The sequence below is a fragment of the Amycolatopsis sp. cmx-8-4 genome (genome assembly GCF_046548675.1).
Lineage (GTDB): Bacteria > Actinomycetota > Actinomycetes > Mycobacteriales > Pseudonocardiaceae > Amycolatopsis.
In genome coordinates this window covers 1-13,973 of the sequence record NZ_JAEBDZ010000006.1, presented here as the reverse complement: position 1 = coordinate 13,973, position 13,973 = coordinate 1, and the positions used below count along the sequence as shown (strand labels likewise).

General features: G+C 73.4%; 10 protein-coding genes. 3 read left to right on the top strand and 7 right to left on the bottom strand.

The window, feature by feature from the left end; genetic code table 11:
• Positions 1 to 2 precede the first annotated feature (2 nt).
• From ACLJQZ_RS14020 to ACLJQZ_RS14005, 4 genes are all read right to left on the bottom strand, one after another.
• Complete coding sequence (locus ACLJQZ_RS14020; protein ID WP_410620446.1) at positions 3 to 2,336, bottom strand: putative bifunctional diguanylate cyclase/phosphodiesterase; 2,334 nt, start codon at positions 2,334 to 2,336, stop codon at positions 3 to 5.
• Positions 2,337 to 2,423: 87 nt separating this feature from the next.
• Positions 2,424 to 3,245 carry an ABC transporter permease gene (locus ACLJQZ_RS14015; protein WP_410620445.1) on the bottom strand — a complete coding sequence of 274 codons (822 nt, stop codon included), beginning with the start codon at positions 3,243 to 3,245 and terminating at the stop codon, positions 2,424 to 2,426.
• Entirely contained in the window at positions 3,235 to 4,134 is a 900-nt protein-coding gene (locus ACLJQZ_RS14010; protein WP_410620444.1) for an ABC transporter ATP-binding protein, read from the bottom strand. The genes ACLJQZ_RS14015 and ACLJQZ_RS14010 overlap by 11 nt, the downstream gene beginning before the upstream one ends.
• Entirely contained in the window at positions 4,043 to 4,636 is a 594-nt protein-coding gene (locus tag ACLJQZ_RS14005; protein ID WP_410620443.1) for a hypothetical protein, read from the bottom strand. The genes ACLJQZ_RS14010 and ACLJQZ_RS14005 overlap by 92 nt, the downstream gene beginning before the upstream one ends.
• Before the next feature lie 198 nt (positions 4,637 to 4,834).
• On the opposite strand from ACLJQZ_RS14005, the gene ACLJQZ_RS14000 reads away from it, so the two are divergent.
• Positions 4,835 to 5,467 (top strand): TetR/AcrR family transcriptional regulator, encoded by a 633-nt coding sequence (locus ACLJQZ_RS14000; protein WP_410620442.1) that lies wholly within the window; start codon positions 4,835 to 4,837, stop codon positions 5,465 to 5,467.
• A 48-nt stretch (positions 5,468 to 5,515) separates the two neighbouring features.
• On the opposite strand, the gene ACLJQZ_RS13995 is transcribed toward ACLJQZ_RS14000, so the two are convergent.
• Both ACLJQZ_RS13995 and ACLJQZ_RS13990 read right to left on the bottom strand, forming a co-directional pair.
• Entirely contained in the window at positions 5,516 to 6,514 is a 999-nt protein-coding gene (locus ACLJQZ_RS13995; RefSeq protein WP_410620441.1) for an SEFIR domain-containing protein, read from the bottom strand.
• Positions 6,515 to 6,545: 31 nt separating this feature from the next.
• Positions 6,546 to 8,723, bottom strand: a complete 2,178-nt coding sequence (locus ACLJQZ_RS13990) for an ATP-binding protein (RefSeq protein ID WP_410620440.1) — start codon at positions 8,721 to 8,723, stop codon at positions 6,546 to 6,548.
• Between the two features lie 533 nt (positions 8,724 to 9,256).
• Here ACLJQZ_RS13990 and ACLJQZ_RS13985 point away from each other — a divergent pair.
• Positions 9,257 to 10,222 carry a hypothetical protein gene (locus tag ACLJQZ_RS13985; protein ID WP_410620439.1) on the top strand — a complete coding sequence of 322 codons (966 nt, stop codon included), beginning with the start codon at positions 9,257 to 9,259 and terminating at the stop codon, positions 10,220 to 10,222.
• Here ACLJQZ_RS13985 and ACLJQZ_RS13980 read toward each other — a convergent pair.
• Positions 10,215 to 12,878 (bottom strand): hypothetical protein, encoded by a 2,664-nt coding sequence (locus ACLJQZ_RS13980; protein WP_410620438.1) that lies wholly within the window; start codon positions 12,876 to 12,878, stop codon positions 10,215 to 10,217. The two genes, ACLJQZ_RS13985 and ACLJQZ_RS13980, sit on opposite strands and share 8 nt — an antisense overlap.
• A gap of 328 nt (positions 12,879 to 13,206) precedes the next feature.
• Between ACLJQZ_RS13980 and shbA the strand changes: the two genes are divergently transcribed.
• Positions 13,207 to 13,857, top strand: coding sequence for an RNA polymerase sigma factor ShbA (gene shbA, locus ACLJQZ_RS13975; protein ID WP_410620437.1), 651 nt, complete (start codon positions 13,207 to 13,209; stop codon positions 13,855 to 13,857).
• Positions 13,858 to 13,973 lie beyond the last annotated feature (116 nt).

The window sequence follows — 13,973 nt, the reverse complement described above, 5'->3', positions numbered from 1 at the left end:
ACTCACGAGGGCTGCGGCAGACCGCTCAGCCTTTCCGACAGGTTCAACGCCGACAGCGGCGCCGGGCGGCCGAAGCGGTAGCCCTGGGCCGTCGTGCAGCCCGCCCGGGTGATCAGCTCGGCCTGCTCGGCCGTCTCGATGCCTTCCGCGACCACCGCCAGGTCGAGGTCGGCGCACAGCCCGACCAGCGAGCGGCACAGGGCGGCGTCGCGCTCCGGCTGGATGCCCGTCGTCAGGGCGCGGTCCAGCTTGATCAGGTCGACCGGCAGCGCGTGCAGCACGGTCAGCGAGCTGTACCCGGCCCCGAAGTCGTCGAGCGCCACCCGGACGCCGAGGGCCTGCAGCCGCCGGATCGCGTCGGCGCCGGCCGCGAGGTCCGGCACCGGCACCGTCTCGGTGATCTCGACGACGAGCCGGTCCGCGGGCAGGCCGTACCGGGCCAGGCTCGCGCTGACGCTCTGTTCGAGCGTGGCCGCGCCGAGCCGGCTGGCGCAGACGTTGACGTGCACCGTCAGGTCCAGCCCGGCCGCGGTGATCTCGCGGCAGGCCAGGTCCAGCACCAGCGCGTCCAGCTCGGCCCCGAGGCCGGCGCCTTCGACCGCGCGGACGAACGTCTCGGGCGAGACCGGCGTGCCGTCCGGGGCCCGCCAGCGGGCCAGCGCTTCGACGGCCACCGGCGTCTCGTCGGCGAGCCGCACGATCGGCTGGAACACCAGCCCGAAGCCCTCCGGGACGCCCCCGGCCGCGCGGCGCAGCGCCGACGGGAAGTCCGGCGGGCCGTCCTGCGACGGCCGGTAGACGACGGTCGTGTCCTTGCCGAGGCGCTTGCCCGCGTACATCGACGTGTCCGCGCGGCCCAGCAGCACGTCGGAGGTGACCAGCGGCTCCGCCGGGTCCGGCACGACCAGGCCCATGCTCGCCCGCACCACGACCAGCGTGCCGTGCACCGAGAACGGCCGGCGCAGCGCGCCGCGGATCCGGTCCGCGACCGCCTGCGGCGCCTCGACCTCCCCTTCGAGCAGGATCGCGAACTCGTCGCCGCCGAGGCGCGCGACGGTGTCGGTCGAGCGGACGCAGCTCAGCAGCCGCTGCGCGACGCCGTGCAGCAGGAGGTCACCGCCGGCGTGCCCGAACCGGTCGTTGACCTCCTTGAAGTCGTCGAGGTCGACGAAGATCAGCACGAGCGGGCGGTGGTCTCCGGTGGCTTCCGCGCCGTCGGCGACGGCCCGGTCGAGCCGGTCGCCGAACAACGCGCGGTTGGCCAGCCCGGTGAGCGGGTCGTGGTAGGCCTGGTGGGTCAGCTGCTGCTGGCCCTCGTACACCCGCCGCAGCAGCAACCGGTTGTCCAGCACGGAAAGCAGCTGCCGGGCGAGCACCAGGAACACCACGAGCACGCCGACGAACACCTCGACGCCGTCCGGTCCGGCCCCGGCCACCAGCTGCGCGGTGATCAGCAGCGCCACGGCCGTGACCGGGATGTAGGGCAGCGCCAGCTGCCACCAGTCGACGCCGCCGGACTGGCCGGCGTCGTCGCGCCGGCGCGCGTTCGGCGTCGCCAGCAGCGCGAACGCGATGAACATCGGGCCGAGCACGAACCCCGCGTCGGCCCACGGCTTCATGCTCTCCGCGCCGATGCTGACGAGGTAGGCGAACACGCTGTCGGAGCAGGCGAGCGCGACGATCCCGACGGCCAGCAGCATGAGGTTCGCGCGGTAGGGCCGGTCCACCCGGTCGAACACCACCAGCAGCACCGCGACGACCACGATGACCAGGTCCGACAGCGGGTAGGCGATGGCCACGGCCCAGGAGCCGGCGTCCGGCGCGGTGGCCCGGACCAGCTGCCCGAGCGCCGCGGTCCAGGTGAGGATGAACAGCGAGCCGGTGACGACCAGGCCGTCGAGCACCACCGCGATGCCGAAGTGCGCGGTCCACTGCGCGGGCTGCCAGCGCTCGCGGTCCGGCCGGATCCGCGCCCGGGCCAGGGTGAACAACGCGGCGAGCGCGAAGACCGGGAAGCTCAGGTAGCCGACGTCGGCCAGCGACGGCGACGGCAGGCCCCGGCCGTCGATCAGCTGGAACCAGGACCAGACGCACTGCCCGAGCGACCAGCCGGCCATGCCGAGCGCGATCAGCAGCCGCCACCAGCGCTGGTGCCCGCCGAAGCGGCGGGCGGCCAGGCAGCCGCAGACGACCGCGGCGACCCCGGCGCTCAGCTGCATGGCGTCGTCGATCCACAACGCGAAGGTGTCGCCCCAGAACGCGAACCCGTTGCCGGCGATCAGCGCCGCCGTGACGACGACGAGCACGATCGCCACCGGGTACCGCCGCACTGTCATGGCACCTCACGTGGTCAAACCCGGTCTGTCGAACTGAGAAACAGTACACCGGACTCGACCGGGGACCGGCTCACCGCACCGGCACCATCAGGCGATGTCACGCCGGTGGAGCAGCCACCCGCCGAGGACGGCGAACCCGATCAGGTACCCCGCGAGCACCGCCGTGGCCTGCCCGGACCCGACGATCTGCCCGACCCCGGGGGCACTCGCCCCGAACGACGCGGCGAGCGCGCCGGCGTTCGGCCCGGGCAGCACCTTCTGCAACTCGGCGACCCAGGCCAGCAGCGGCGCGGCGACCGAGGCGAGCAGGTTCTGCACGGCCAGCAGCCACACCAGGCCCAGCCCGATCGGCAGCGCGACCGAGCGCAGGCCGATGGCCAGCAGCACGCCGAGCACGCCCCACATGGCCGTCACCAGCCAGCCGGCGCCGAGGCCCAGCAGGACGTCGGACGCGCTCGGCCAGACCAGCGCCTGGCCCTGCAGCGCGGCGACGAGCGCACTCGCGCCCGCGGTCGCCGCGAACAGCGTGAGCACCGTGGCGAGTGCCGCCAGCGTGACGACGGCCAGCTTCGCGCCGAAGACCGTGACGCGCGAAGGGTTCTGCGCCAGCACGGTCTTCCACGTGCCGAAGCCGTATTCGCTGCCCGCGACGAGCACGCCGAAGATCAGCGCGAGCGCGCCGACGAAGATCGGCAGCCCGCCCAGCGCGCTGCCGACGAACGCGTCCGGCAGCATCGCGCTCAGCCCGCGTCCGGCGCCGGGCCCGCCGGACGCGGGGGCACCGCCCAGGCCCGCGTAGGGGACGGCGTAGCCGAAGGTCAGCGTCAGCACGACGGCGACGGCCAGCAGCAGCCAGCTCGCCGGCCGGCGCGTCTGCTTCAGGAGCTCGGCTCGGATGTCACGCGGCATCGGTGGTACCTCCGGTCAGGGCGAGGAACGTCTGTTCCAGGTCGGGTTCGCGCCAGCGCAGCTCGCTGACGTCGAGGCCGGCGCCGACGAGCGCCGCGTTGATCCGCCCGGCCTCACCGGGGTCGACGTCGAGCTCGAGCGCGGCGCCGTCGGCGTGCACGCGGTCCGCGCCGAGCAGCCGGCCGAGGTGCGCGCGGGCCTGGTCGAGCGGCCCGGCGACGACGCGCAGCGCGCCGCCCGCCCGCAGGTCCGGCACGGTCGTCTCGGCGACGAGCCGGCCGTGGTCGAGCACGCCGACGCGGTCGCAGATCAGCTCGACCTCGGCCAGCAGGTGGCTCGAGAGCAGCACGGTGCAGCCGTCCGCGGCGAGCTTGCGCAGGGTGACGCGCATGTCGGCCATCCCGGCCGGGTCGAGCCCGTTGGTCGGCTCGTCGAGCACCACCAGTTCGGGCTCCTTCAGCAGCGCGGCGGCGAGGCCGAGCCGCTGTTTCATGCCGAGTGAGTACGTCGCGTACTTGTCCTTCGCCCGGTCGGTGAGGGTGACGATGTCGAGCACGGCGTCGACGCGGGTGCGGGGGACGCCGGCGTGGTCGGCGAGGACCCGCAGGTTCGCCCGGCCGGAGAGGTACGGGTAGAAGGCGGGGCCTTCGATGAGCGCGCCGACGCGGGCGAGGCCGGCCGGGCCGGGTTCGGCGCCGAAGAGCCGGACGCGGCCGGACGTCGGCCGGATCAGGCCGAGCAGCATCCGCAGCGTCGTCGTCTTGCCGGCCCCGTTCGGGCCGAGGAAGCCGTAGACCTCACCGGCGCGCACCGACAGGTTCAGCTCCGCCACCGCGGCGGCCGGTCCGTAGCGTTTGGTCAGGGCGATCGTTTCGACGGGCAGGTTCACGGGTCTCCTTGCCTTTCCGGATGAGGCCCCACGGCTTGAAGACCGAGAGGACGCTGGCGAACAGCAACAGACCGGGGGCGATGATCACGGGGTAGAGCAGGCCGGCCGGGTCGCCTTCGGGCGGCACCCCCGCGGCGAGCTGACGGCCGTACTCAGCGGCGTCGTAGAGCCCCGGCCGCAGCGCGAAGAGGATCAGCAGCGCCATCACGACGTTCACCGCCAGCTTCACGGCCACCCACCAGTAGCGGACGAGGCCGTGCTTCGTGCCGAGCCCGAGCACGACGCCGGTGCCGAGCGTGAGGATCGCGGCGATCAGCATCGGCCACACGGCGAACAGCTCCAGCGCCCGCAGGCTCGTGGCGACGACGGCGGGGTCGCCGGAGATCAGCGCGGTGGCGACGAGGATGCCGAGGACCGCGTCGATCCCGATCCACGCGCCCCCCGAGACGATGTGGGCCACCAGGTACCCCTTGCGGGCCCGGGCGCCGAGACGGCGTGTCATGGGTCCCTCCTTTTTCGCTGCCTCCCATCCTCGGGATCCGGGCCGCCGGGGGCGTCCCCCGGCGTACGGCACTTGGGCCTACGGCAGCGCGCGTACCCCGGGTACGTCGGGTGTGGTGTGCCGAGCGGTGACCGGCCGCCTCCCCGGGTGCCCCGTAGACTGAACCCGGCACGCAGGACGAACCGGCAGGTGGTGCAGGTGACGCAGGCGAAGGAGCGGACCCGGGAGCGCATCTCCCGCAGCGGGGTGGACAAGTTCACCGAGCGGCGGGCGCAGCTGGCCGGGTCGGCGCTGCGGACGCTGGCCGAACTCGGTTACGCGCGCACGAGCCTGCGGGAGATCGCGCAGAACTCGGAGTTCTCGCACGGCGTGCTGCACTACTACTTCGCCGACAAGGTGGACCTGCTCACCCACTGCGTCCGCCAGTTCGAGGAGGTCTGCGTCACCCGCTACGACGAGATCGTGGCCCGCGCCCGGACGGCCGAAGAGCTGAAGCGCGACTTCGCGGCGGCGATGGCCGCCACCTTGCGCGCGGACGCGAAGATGCACCGCCTCTGGTACGACCTGCGCAACCAGAGCCTGTTCGAGGAGTCGTTCCGCGCGGACGTCCTCGAGATCGACCGCCGCCGCGAAGAGATGATCTGGCACGTGGTGACGCGCTACGCGGACCTGGCGACGACCCCGGTGGAGGTCCCGGCCCCGGTCGCGTACGCCATGTTCGACGGCCTGTTCCAGCAAGCCCTGCTGCGGCACCTGGCCGGCGCGCCCGACGTCCCGGAGGAGCTGGAACGCGCCGTCCCGTCGGTGATGACCCGGATCGTGGCCGGCTAGCGTTCGCTCAGCTGCTCGTGCTCCGCGGCGCGGGCACGAGGACGGCGATCAAGTGGTCAGGACCGGGTTGCCCCAGCCGAGTTCCGGCAGGCCGTTCGACAGGCCGCCCGCGATCCGCGCGCCCGCCAGCAGTGGTGACCCGGTCGTGTCGGGCCGGTAGGCCACGAGCCGCAGTCGCAGCACCTCGGTGACGTCCAGCTCGAAGTGGGCGGGCGTGCCGAGCCGCACGGTGGCGCCCGGCTGGGCGACGCCGTCGAGGAACACCTCGAAGTGGCCGGTCTGGCCGGAGTCCGCGGCGTCGTCGAGGACGCCGGCCGCGGTCTCGAGCCTCCGGTACTTCCGCCCGAGGTCGTACTCGACGACGCCGCGGGGTTCGCCGCAGAACATCGAGCAGCGGTAGGCGATGCCGTGCCCGTAGTGCGTGCCGTCGATGCGCACGGCGGAAAGCCGGACGTCCGGTCCTTTCGAGACCGGGTTCAGTTCGGTGGTGAGCAGCAGTTTCCGCCGTGCCGGGAACGGAGTGAACTCGCCGCCGGCGAACACCGCGGGGCCGTCGTCCGGCGGAGCGTGCTCCGGCCGCCGCGCGATCGCCCGCACCAGGCTCTGGACGCCGCTGTCGGCCACCTGGAACTGCCGGACCACGAAGTGGGTCGTCGAGTACGGGTTGAGGAACCGCGGGATCTCGTCGACCGCACGGCCGGGGAGCACGACCGGCAGGATCCGCGCGGTGTACTCGTCGATGTCGCCGGTCACCTGGTCCCGCAGCACCGCGCCCTCGAACTGCGCACCCCGGCCGGCGTGGGGCGGCTCCTCGCCGTCGGTGCGCCGCCGGTACTTCGGGGACGCGATGGCGAGCGTGTAGTCGGCGGCCTTCAGCTGCCGCAGGGCCCACCGGGACCAGTCGACGCGCGCGCCGTCGGCCCACTGGTCCAGGTGCACCTCGAGGCCGACGTGCCGGTGGAGGAACTCGGCGAACCGGCGCACGAGCGTCTTGTGGTCCTCGTCGTCGTGCGAATACGACACGAAGACCCGGGGGCGGCTCGGCATGACCCCGGAGTCGGCGGGTCCGGAGCCGCCGTTACACCGGCCGGACGCGGGTTTCGCCGACCACGACCGGGTCGAGGCCGGGGTGGTTCTCGTCGGCCTGCGCCCAGTACCCCGCCGCCTCCGAAGCCGCGCCGCGGGCGGCCGCGACGTTGCCGAGGCCGGTGTAGGCCCGCGCGGCTTCGTGGTCGCTCTCGCACGCCTCCGCCCGCGCCGCCGCTTCGCGGTAGGCCGCCGCGGCGAGGTCGAGCTCACCGGTGTGGAACCGGGCCCAGCCCAGGCAGTTGAGCGCCAGCACGGCGTCGAGGTCCAGGCCGAGCTCGTCGAACACGCTCAGCGTGGCCGCCGCGAGTTCCGCCGCCTCCGCGGCTTCGCCGAGCGCGACGCGCACCAGCGCGATGCCGCGTTCGGTGATGGCGGCGTTGCGGCGGCTGCCGGTCTGCTCGTAGAACTCCAGCGCCGTCCCGAAATCGCGCAGGGCCGCGTGGTGCTCGCCGCGGTAGTGGTCGGTCCAGGCGTGGTGCGCGAGCGCGGTGCTCTCACCGTGGCGGTCACCGATCGCGCGGTACTCCCGGAGCGCTTCGCGGTAGCACTCGGACGCGCCGTCGAGGTCGCCCCGGTCGATCAGGGCGATCCCGAGGTTCGCCGTCGTGGTCGCCAGCGCCCACCGGTCGCCCGCCGCTTCGGCCGCCGCGCGGGCCCAGCGGTGCGTCGCGATCCACTCGTCCCACAGCTTCGCCAGGAAGAAGTAGCCGCGCAGGAAGAACGCCAGCTGCCAGCACCGTTCGTGCTCGCCGAGCTCGCCGGCCCGGCGGCACAGGGCGACGAGGTTCGGCCACTCGGCGCGGAACCACGCGACGCCGTCCAGCGGTCCCGGCTCGGGCAGGCCGCCGGGGTAGGTGACCACCGGCCGGTAGCGCTGCGGGGCCAGCAGCCGGTCGGCCCGTTCGGCGTCCCGCACGGCGAACGCCGCGAGCTGCCGGAAGGCCGCCTGCCGCTCCTCGGGCTCGAGAGCGGCTTCGCCGGTCTCGACGGCGAAGGCGCGGAGGAGGTCGTGGAAGCCGTACCGGTCGGCGGCGGGCTGGGTGACCAGGTAGGCGTCGTGCAGCCGGTCGAGCAGCCGGTCGGTCTCCCGCGGGGCGAGCCCGGCCAGCGCGCTCGCCGCGCGGACGTCGAGGTCGTGGCCGGGGTGCAGCGAGAGCAGGCCGAACAGCCGGGCCTCGGCGTCGCTGAGCTGACGCGCCGACAGCCGGAAGGCCGCGGACAGGCTGCGCTCGCCGTCGTCGAGCTCGCCGAGCCGGTCGGCTTCGACGGCCAGCCGGCGGTCCAGCTCGGCCACGTCCCACGCCGGGTGGGCCCGCAGCCGGGCCGCGGCGATCCGGACGGCGAGCGGGAGCCGCCCGCAGCGGTCGGCGACGCGGGCCGCGTCGGCGGCGTCCGCGCCGGTGAGCGCGGTGAAGAGCGCGGCCGCCGCGCCGGCGGGCAGGACGTCGAGCGAGACGTGCCGGGCCTCGTCGAGCGCGCTCAGCCGCGACCGGCTGGTCACCAGCACCCGGCACTTCGGCTCGGCCGGCAGCAGCGGCCGCACCTGCGCCGCGTCGGCCGCGTTGTCGAGCACCAGCAGCAGGCTGCGCCCGCGCAGCCGGGAGCGGTAGAGCGCGGCGCGGTCGTCCGGGTCGGCCGGGATCCGCTCGGCGGGCACGCCGAGCACCCGCAGCAGCCGGTCGTGCAGGGCCGCCGGATCGACCGGTGTCTCGCCGTGCCCGCGGAGGTCGACGAACAGGCAGCCGTCGGCGAACACCGCTTCGAGCCGGTGCGCGGAGCGGACGGCCAGCGCCGTCTTGCCGACCCCGCCCATCCCGGAGATCACGCAGACGCCGTTTTCGGCTTCCAGCGCGTCGCGCACCGCCTGTAGCTCCGCGGTGCGGCCGGTGAAGTCGCCGGTGGCGGGCGGCAGCCCGGACGCGCGGACGTCGGGGCGGGTGCGCCGCCGCGCGGGTTCGCGGGGGAGCAACGCGGTCAGTGCCCCGGGCGCGTCCAGCTCGGCCTCGCACAGCGCGGCGAGTGCGGGATTCGGTGTGGTCAGCCCGGTTTCCACTTTGCTCAGATAACCCTTGCTGTAGTGGACCCGGTCCGCGAGGCCGGTCAGGGAGAGCCCGGCCGCCCGGCGCAGGCGCCGCAGTTCCGCGCCGAACGTCGCTCGTTCGTTCATCAGTACCCACCCTCGTCGCAGGAGCATTATGACGGCGCCGGAGCGTCGCCGGGGGTGGCCGGCCGGGTCCCGGGACCCGGCCGGCCGCTGTGCGCACAGCCCGTGTTCGTCACGCATGGCCCCGTCCTCAGCCGAAGACGACGGTCAGCAGGGCGAGGATCAGCCCGATCGCGTGGGTCTGCATGGTTGGCGCACCTCCTCTCCGCGGGCGGCGACCACGGAGCCGGCCCGGCCACCGGAGTAGCGAAAACGAACCGGTAACCGTCATTTCGACTCCTTCGACAGTGCGCACCGGGGCAGCACTCGGCGCGGGGTTCACCCCGTGGTCTTCGGGTTTTTTGCCGCGAAATCGCCGCGGCCCGCCAAGAATGCGGCCGCCGGGAACGGCCCGGCAAGGAGTTTCCCGTTTCCTGCAACGAGAGGAAAGGAAACCGCGGGATAACGATCCGTATGTCGTGCCGTGATCGACTGGACAGGGGCCGCGGGGCTGACGAGTATTGACGACCGTGCGCGGAACGGCGAGGGGAGGAACGGTGGTCCTCAAAGCAGCGGAAGTGGTCGGCGAGCTGAAGATTCTCCGCAAGGGGAGGGGAATTTTCACCACACCGCTGGGGGACCGGGTCGGGCCGGCGCTGCGTGAGATATGCGGCATTTTCGAAGATGACGACCAGGCCGTGCTGCAGCGTAAACTGTCCGGCCGATTGGTGCCGCTGGTCGAGGCGCTGCCGGAGGACCTGAAGATCGTCCTGCTCGCCGCGTTCGCGCTGCACGAGAGCGCCCGCAAGCCCTTCTACCAGGAACGGGTGCGGTGGGCGGCGACCACGCTGCAGCGCGACGACCGGACGGTGCGCCGGCGTATCGACGAAGGCATCGAACAGATCGCGGCAATGGCGGTCAAGGTGGCCGAGCCGGATCCCGGGCCGCGGTATCCGAGCCGCAGTTGGCACACCGAAGAACTGCGGGTCGCGCTGACGTTGGGCGACCCGTCGGCCGAGGCGTTCGAATTCCGGCGGGTGGTCGCGGATGCCGACGAAATCACCGAGCTGGATCTGGCGTTGACGCTGAGCGCGGCCGCGAAGTCAGGCGAATCCGTGCACGAGTCGGATCTGGAAGTGGACGTCTTCCACGGTGGTGTGCTGACCAGCCGGGCGATGGAGTCGAGCGACCGGATCGGGCTGGCGTTGCGGTTGCCGGAACCGTTGCGGCGCGGGGAGCAGCACGAAATCGCGTTGCGGTTCCGGGCGAGCATCCGGGAACCGCACTACGTGTGCGTGCCGCGGCACCCGTGCGATCTGTTCGACCTGCACGTCAAGTTCGGCGCCCGGGTGCCGGAGCACATCGTCCTCCTGGAAAAGGCTTTCCAGGAGGACGCGCGCGACACGTCCCGGCGCGGGACGCTGCTCAAGGCCGACGACTCCGGCGAGGTGCACGTCCGGTTCCGGCACCTCGCCCCCGGCTTCGCCTACGGCATCCGCTGGGAGCCCGCGGACGTCAACTGACCCCGGCCCGGCCGGGCCAGATCAGCCGTTCGACGGTGAACAACGCCGACACGAACGGCTGGGGCAGCCGCACGACCTGCCGGGCGGCCTGGGCCTTGGCCGCCAGTTCGGTGCTGACGCCGAGCGCGTCGACGACGTCCAGCGCGGCGCCGTCGACCAGCCCGGTCGCCCGGTCACGCGGGCCGTGGCCGCTCAGCGCGAGCGCGATCCCGAGGTCGAGGCGGCTTTCGATGGTCTCCGGGTGGGTCCGGCCGAGGAGCCGGATCTGCGGCTCCACAATGCCTTCCAGCAGCTCGGCCTGGCGGCCGAACTCGCGCAGCTGGGCGTGCGCCAGGCCCATGCCGTGCCGGATCCGGTACCGCAGCCGGTGGTCCTCGCCCAGCACCCGCAGCACCACCCGCTCGGTCGCGGACAGCACGGCCAGCGCGCGTTTGGGCTGGCCCAACGCCAATAGCGCGCGGTCGGCGTGCGCCGCGGCCGTCAGGGTCAGCGGGTTTTCCGAGCCGTAGCGGCGCGCGTAGCTCTCCTCGAGTTCGCGCAGTTCGGCCGCCGAGCGCTCCCAGTCGGCCGGGGCGGCCCGCAGGTCGGCCAGGTCGAGCGCCAGCATCGCGTCGGCGCGGACGAGCTCCGCTTCACCGCAGCGGACGTGCCGCTCCCGGCCCGCCGCGTGGTAGGCCGCGACGACCTCGCCGGCGACCTCCCGCGCCCGCCGCGGCTGCCCGGACAGCTGCAGGCTGCGCGCGTATTCGAGCCGGACGGCCGCCGGTTCGTCGCGATCGGGTGGGGCGTCCCGCAGTTCCGCGAGCACCGGTTCGAGGAGCGCGACGGCGTCCCGCGGCCGGCCGCGCAGCCGGTGGGCCAGCGCCGCGACGACGGCGGCCCGGTAGCGCTCGTCGCCGTCGTCGGGCAGCCGGTCACCGACGCGCCGCCAGAACGTCCGGTCGGCTTCGGCGTAGTCGCCCTGGCAGTCCAGGGCCTGCGCCGCGGTCAGGCCGGCCGCGTACCGCTCGGCTTCACCGTCCGCCAGCACGAGCGCTTCACGCGCGTGCCCGACGGCCTCCGGGTACAGGCCACAGGCGATTTCGACGCGGGCCGCGCGGGTGTGGTCCGCGGCCGTCGCCTCGCCGCTCGACAGGATCGCGGCGTGGATCTCGCCGGCCGTCGTCGGATCGCCCTGGGCGTCGAACGCCGCCGCGACCGGGCGCAGCAGCCGCACCCGGTGCGCCGGCGCGGTTTCGGCGAGGGCGCGGGCGTGCTGGAGCAGGAAGTCACGCCGGCCCCGCCGGCCGGCCAGCCAGGCGAGCAGGACGTCGGCGGCGCGGCCGGGCAGGTCACCCGGGTCGAGCCCGGTGCGGGCGACGTCGAGGGTGAGGCCCAGGAACCGCAGGTCGCCGTCTGCTTCGGTGGCGAGCCCGCGGCTGACGAGCGCCGCTTCCGCACGAGCGCCCAGCACCTCGGCGGCGAACTCCGGCGGGACCGGGACGGGCGCGAGCACCGCACCCAGCCGGACCAGGTCCCGGGCCGCGGCGCCGAGGCCGGCGAGCAGGTCCCGGACGGCTTCCGGCGCGGTGTCCGGCAGGGCGTCGAGCACCTCGCCGGCCGGCGCCCGGAGCGCCGCGGCGCGCAGGGTGACCGGATGGCCGTCGCAGCGGTCGGCGAACCGCAGCACAGCCGCGCGCTCGGCGTCACCGATGGGCGTCCGGAACAGCCGCAGACTCTCCTCGCCGGTGAGGCCGGCCAGATCCACGGTCGCCGCGTCCCAGCGGCCCGACCGGCTGGTGACCAGGGTGCGGACGTGGTCGCCCGGCAGCACGAGCCGGTTGAGGACCGCGGGCGGCAGCCCGGCCGGGACGTCGTCGACGAGCACCAGCACCCGCTCACGGGCCGCGTCGATCCGGTCGGTGAGCAGCGCGCGCAGGCGGTCGAGGTCCAGCCCGGAGACGTCGGTGCCGAGCCGGTCCGCGGCGGCGCGCGCGAGGGCGAGGGGGAACTGCGCGAGGAAGTCGTCCGGGTCGAGGTGCCCGAACGGGCCGGTCCGGATCACCCCACCGGGGAAGGCGCCGGCGAAGAGGCAGGCGTACTGCTCGGTGAGCGCCGTCTTGCCGATGCCGGGCAGGCCGCGCACGACCACCACCGGCCGCGGATCCGCGGTGGCGCCCGGGAAGAGCGCGCTGTGGACGGCCCAGAGCGCCGGGTACCGGCCGGCCGGCGGGCCCGGCCGGCCCAGGGGGACGTCGGTTGCGGCGACCTTCGCGCGGACCTGGGCGACGAGGTTCGCCGAGGTCACAGCGAACTTCGCGGCCCCGAGTTCGGCCGGCGCGAGGTGCGCGGTGCCGGGTTCGGGGTTGAGCACCAGGACGCGGTCCGCCGGGTCGCCGTGGTGCCAGGCGGCGGCCAGCGCGGCCGTCAGCTGCCATTGGCACGCGTAGTCCGCCGGCAGTGCGCGTGAATAGCAGGCGAGCAGGACACGCGATCCGGCGAGGGCGTCGACAGTCGCGTCGAAATCGTCGAATCGAGCCCGGAATACCCGCAACCCGTCGGCTTCGAGTGCTTCTTCGACCCGTTCCACCGCCGGGTCGGCTCGCGGGGAACACAGGAAGACGTCGAACCGGTCCGTCACGGGGTAACCGTGCGGGCCGGAATCGGAATCCGTCATCGGGGCACACTCTCCGGTGGCGTTCAATGGGTGATCATCGGTGGAGGTCCTGGGGGCAGGGGGCGGTCACGGGCGAAGCATCGGTGCGCGGCGCGATTTCGCTACCGGTTCCCGCGGTGTGGCGATTACTGTCAAGAATCTGACCAGCCGGGCGGGGCCGACCGCCGGGTATGCCGAGTGGGCCGTTTCTCGTTAACGGACAATATGTGGACAAGAACCACGGCACTGCAACGTTGCTGGTCAGCGCCTCGATAATCGAATGCGGGAACAGAAAAGGAGTTCCTGCGGAGTAGGTATTTCCGGGTGGCCGGAACGAGGAGGGAACCCCATGGAGACCATGGCGTTGGACACGGTTCCGGCCGAAGAGGTCGACGGCTACACCGTGCTGAAGGAGCTGCCCCGGCCGGAAGGCCGGCTGACCAAGGAAGACCTCGACCCGGTGGTCGCGGCGGCGCGCACCGGCGACCCGGCGGCGATCCAGGCGCTGCTGCGGCTGATCAAGCCGACGGTCGCCCGCTACTGCCGCGCCCGGATCGGCGGCCGCGACCTGTCGTACCTCTCGGCCGACGACGTCGCGCAGGAGGTCCTACTCGCGGTGCTGAAGGTGCTGCCGGGCTACCAGGACCGCGGCGGCTCGTTCCTGTACCTGGTGCGGGCGATCGCGGCGAACAAGGTCGCCGACGCGTTCCGCTCGGTGGCGCGGGACCGCTCGAAGCCGGTGTCGGAGCTGCCGGACCGCCCGCTGGGCGGCAACGAGCCGGAGAACCACGTGCTGGAGCTGGACCTCGGCGCCCGCCTGGGCCGGCTGATGGCGACGTTGCCGCCGCTGCACCAGGCGATCCTGTCACTGCGGATCGTCGTCGGCCTGTCGGCCAACGAGACGGCGGAGTCCCTGGACATTTCGCCGGGCAACGTCCGCATCACGCAGTACCGCGCCCTCCAGAAGCTGCGCGCGATGATCGGCGAAAACGAGGTCTAGTACTACAGGGCTAGATCTCGCGTGTCGGTCTGTGATGCTGATCGCCGGTTGTGCGATTATTTATCGGTGACCATTCCTTTTGCTGGGCAGGCTGACGTTGCGGGCGGTGTGAGTCG

What these genes read in the sequence shown, in the direction of transcription:
- ACLJQZ_RS14020 (WP_410620446.1), bottom strand. Translation starts at nt 2,336, where the DNA reads ATGACAGTGCGGCGGTACCCGGTGGCGATCGTGCTCGTCGTCGTCACG.
- ACLJQZ_RS14015 (WP_410620445.1), bottom strand. Translation starts at nt 3,245, where the DNA reads ATGCCGCGTGACATCCGAGCCGAGCTCCTGAAGCAGACGCGCCGGCCG.
- ACLJQZ_RS14005 (WP_410620443.1), bottom strand. Translation starts at nt 4,636, where the DNA reads ATGACACGCCGTCTCGGCGCCCGGGCCCGCAAGGGGTACCTGGTGGCC.
- ACLJQZ_RS13995 (WP_410620441.1), bottom strand. Translation starts at nt 6,514, where the DNA reads ATGCCGAGCCGCCCCCGGGTCTTCGTGTCGTATTCGCACGACGACGAG.
- ACLJQZ_RS13990 (WP_410620440.1), bottom strand. Translation starts at nt 8,723, where the DNA reads ATGAACGAACGAGCGACGTTCGGCGCGGAACTGCGGCGCCTGCGCCGG.
- ACLJQZ_RS13980 (WP_410620438.1), bottom strand. Translation starts at nt 12,878, where the DNA reads ATGACGGATTCCGATTCCGGCCCGCACGGTTACCCCGTGACGGACCGG.
- shbA (WP_410620437.1), top strand. Translation starts at nt 13,207, where the DNA reads ATGGAGACCATGGCGTTGGACACGGTTCCGGCCGAAGAGGTCGACGGC.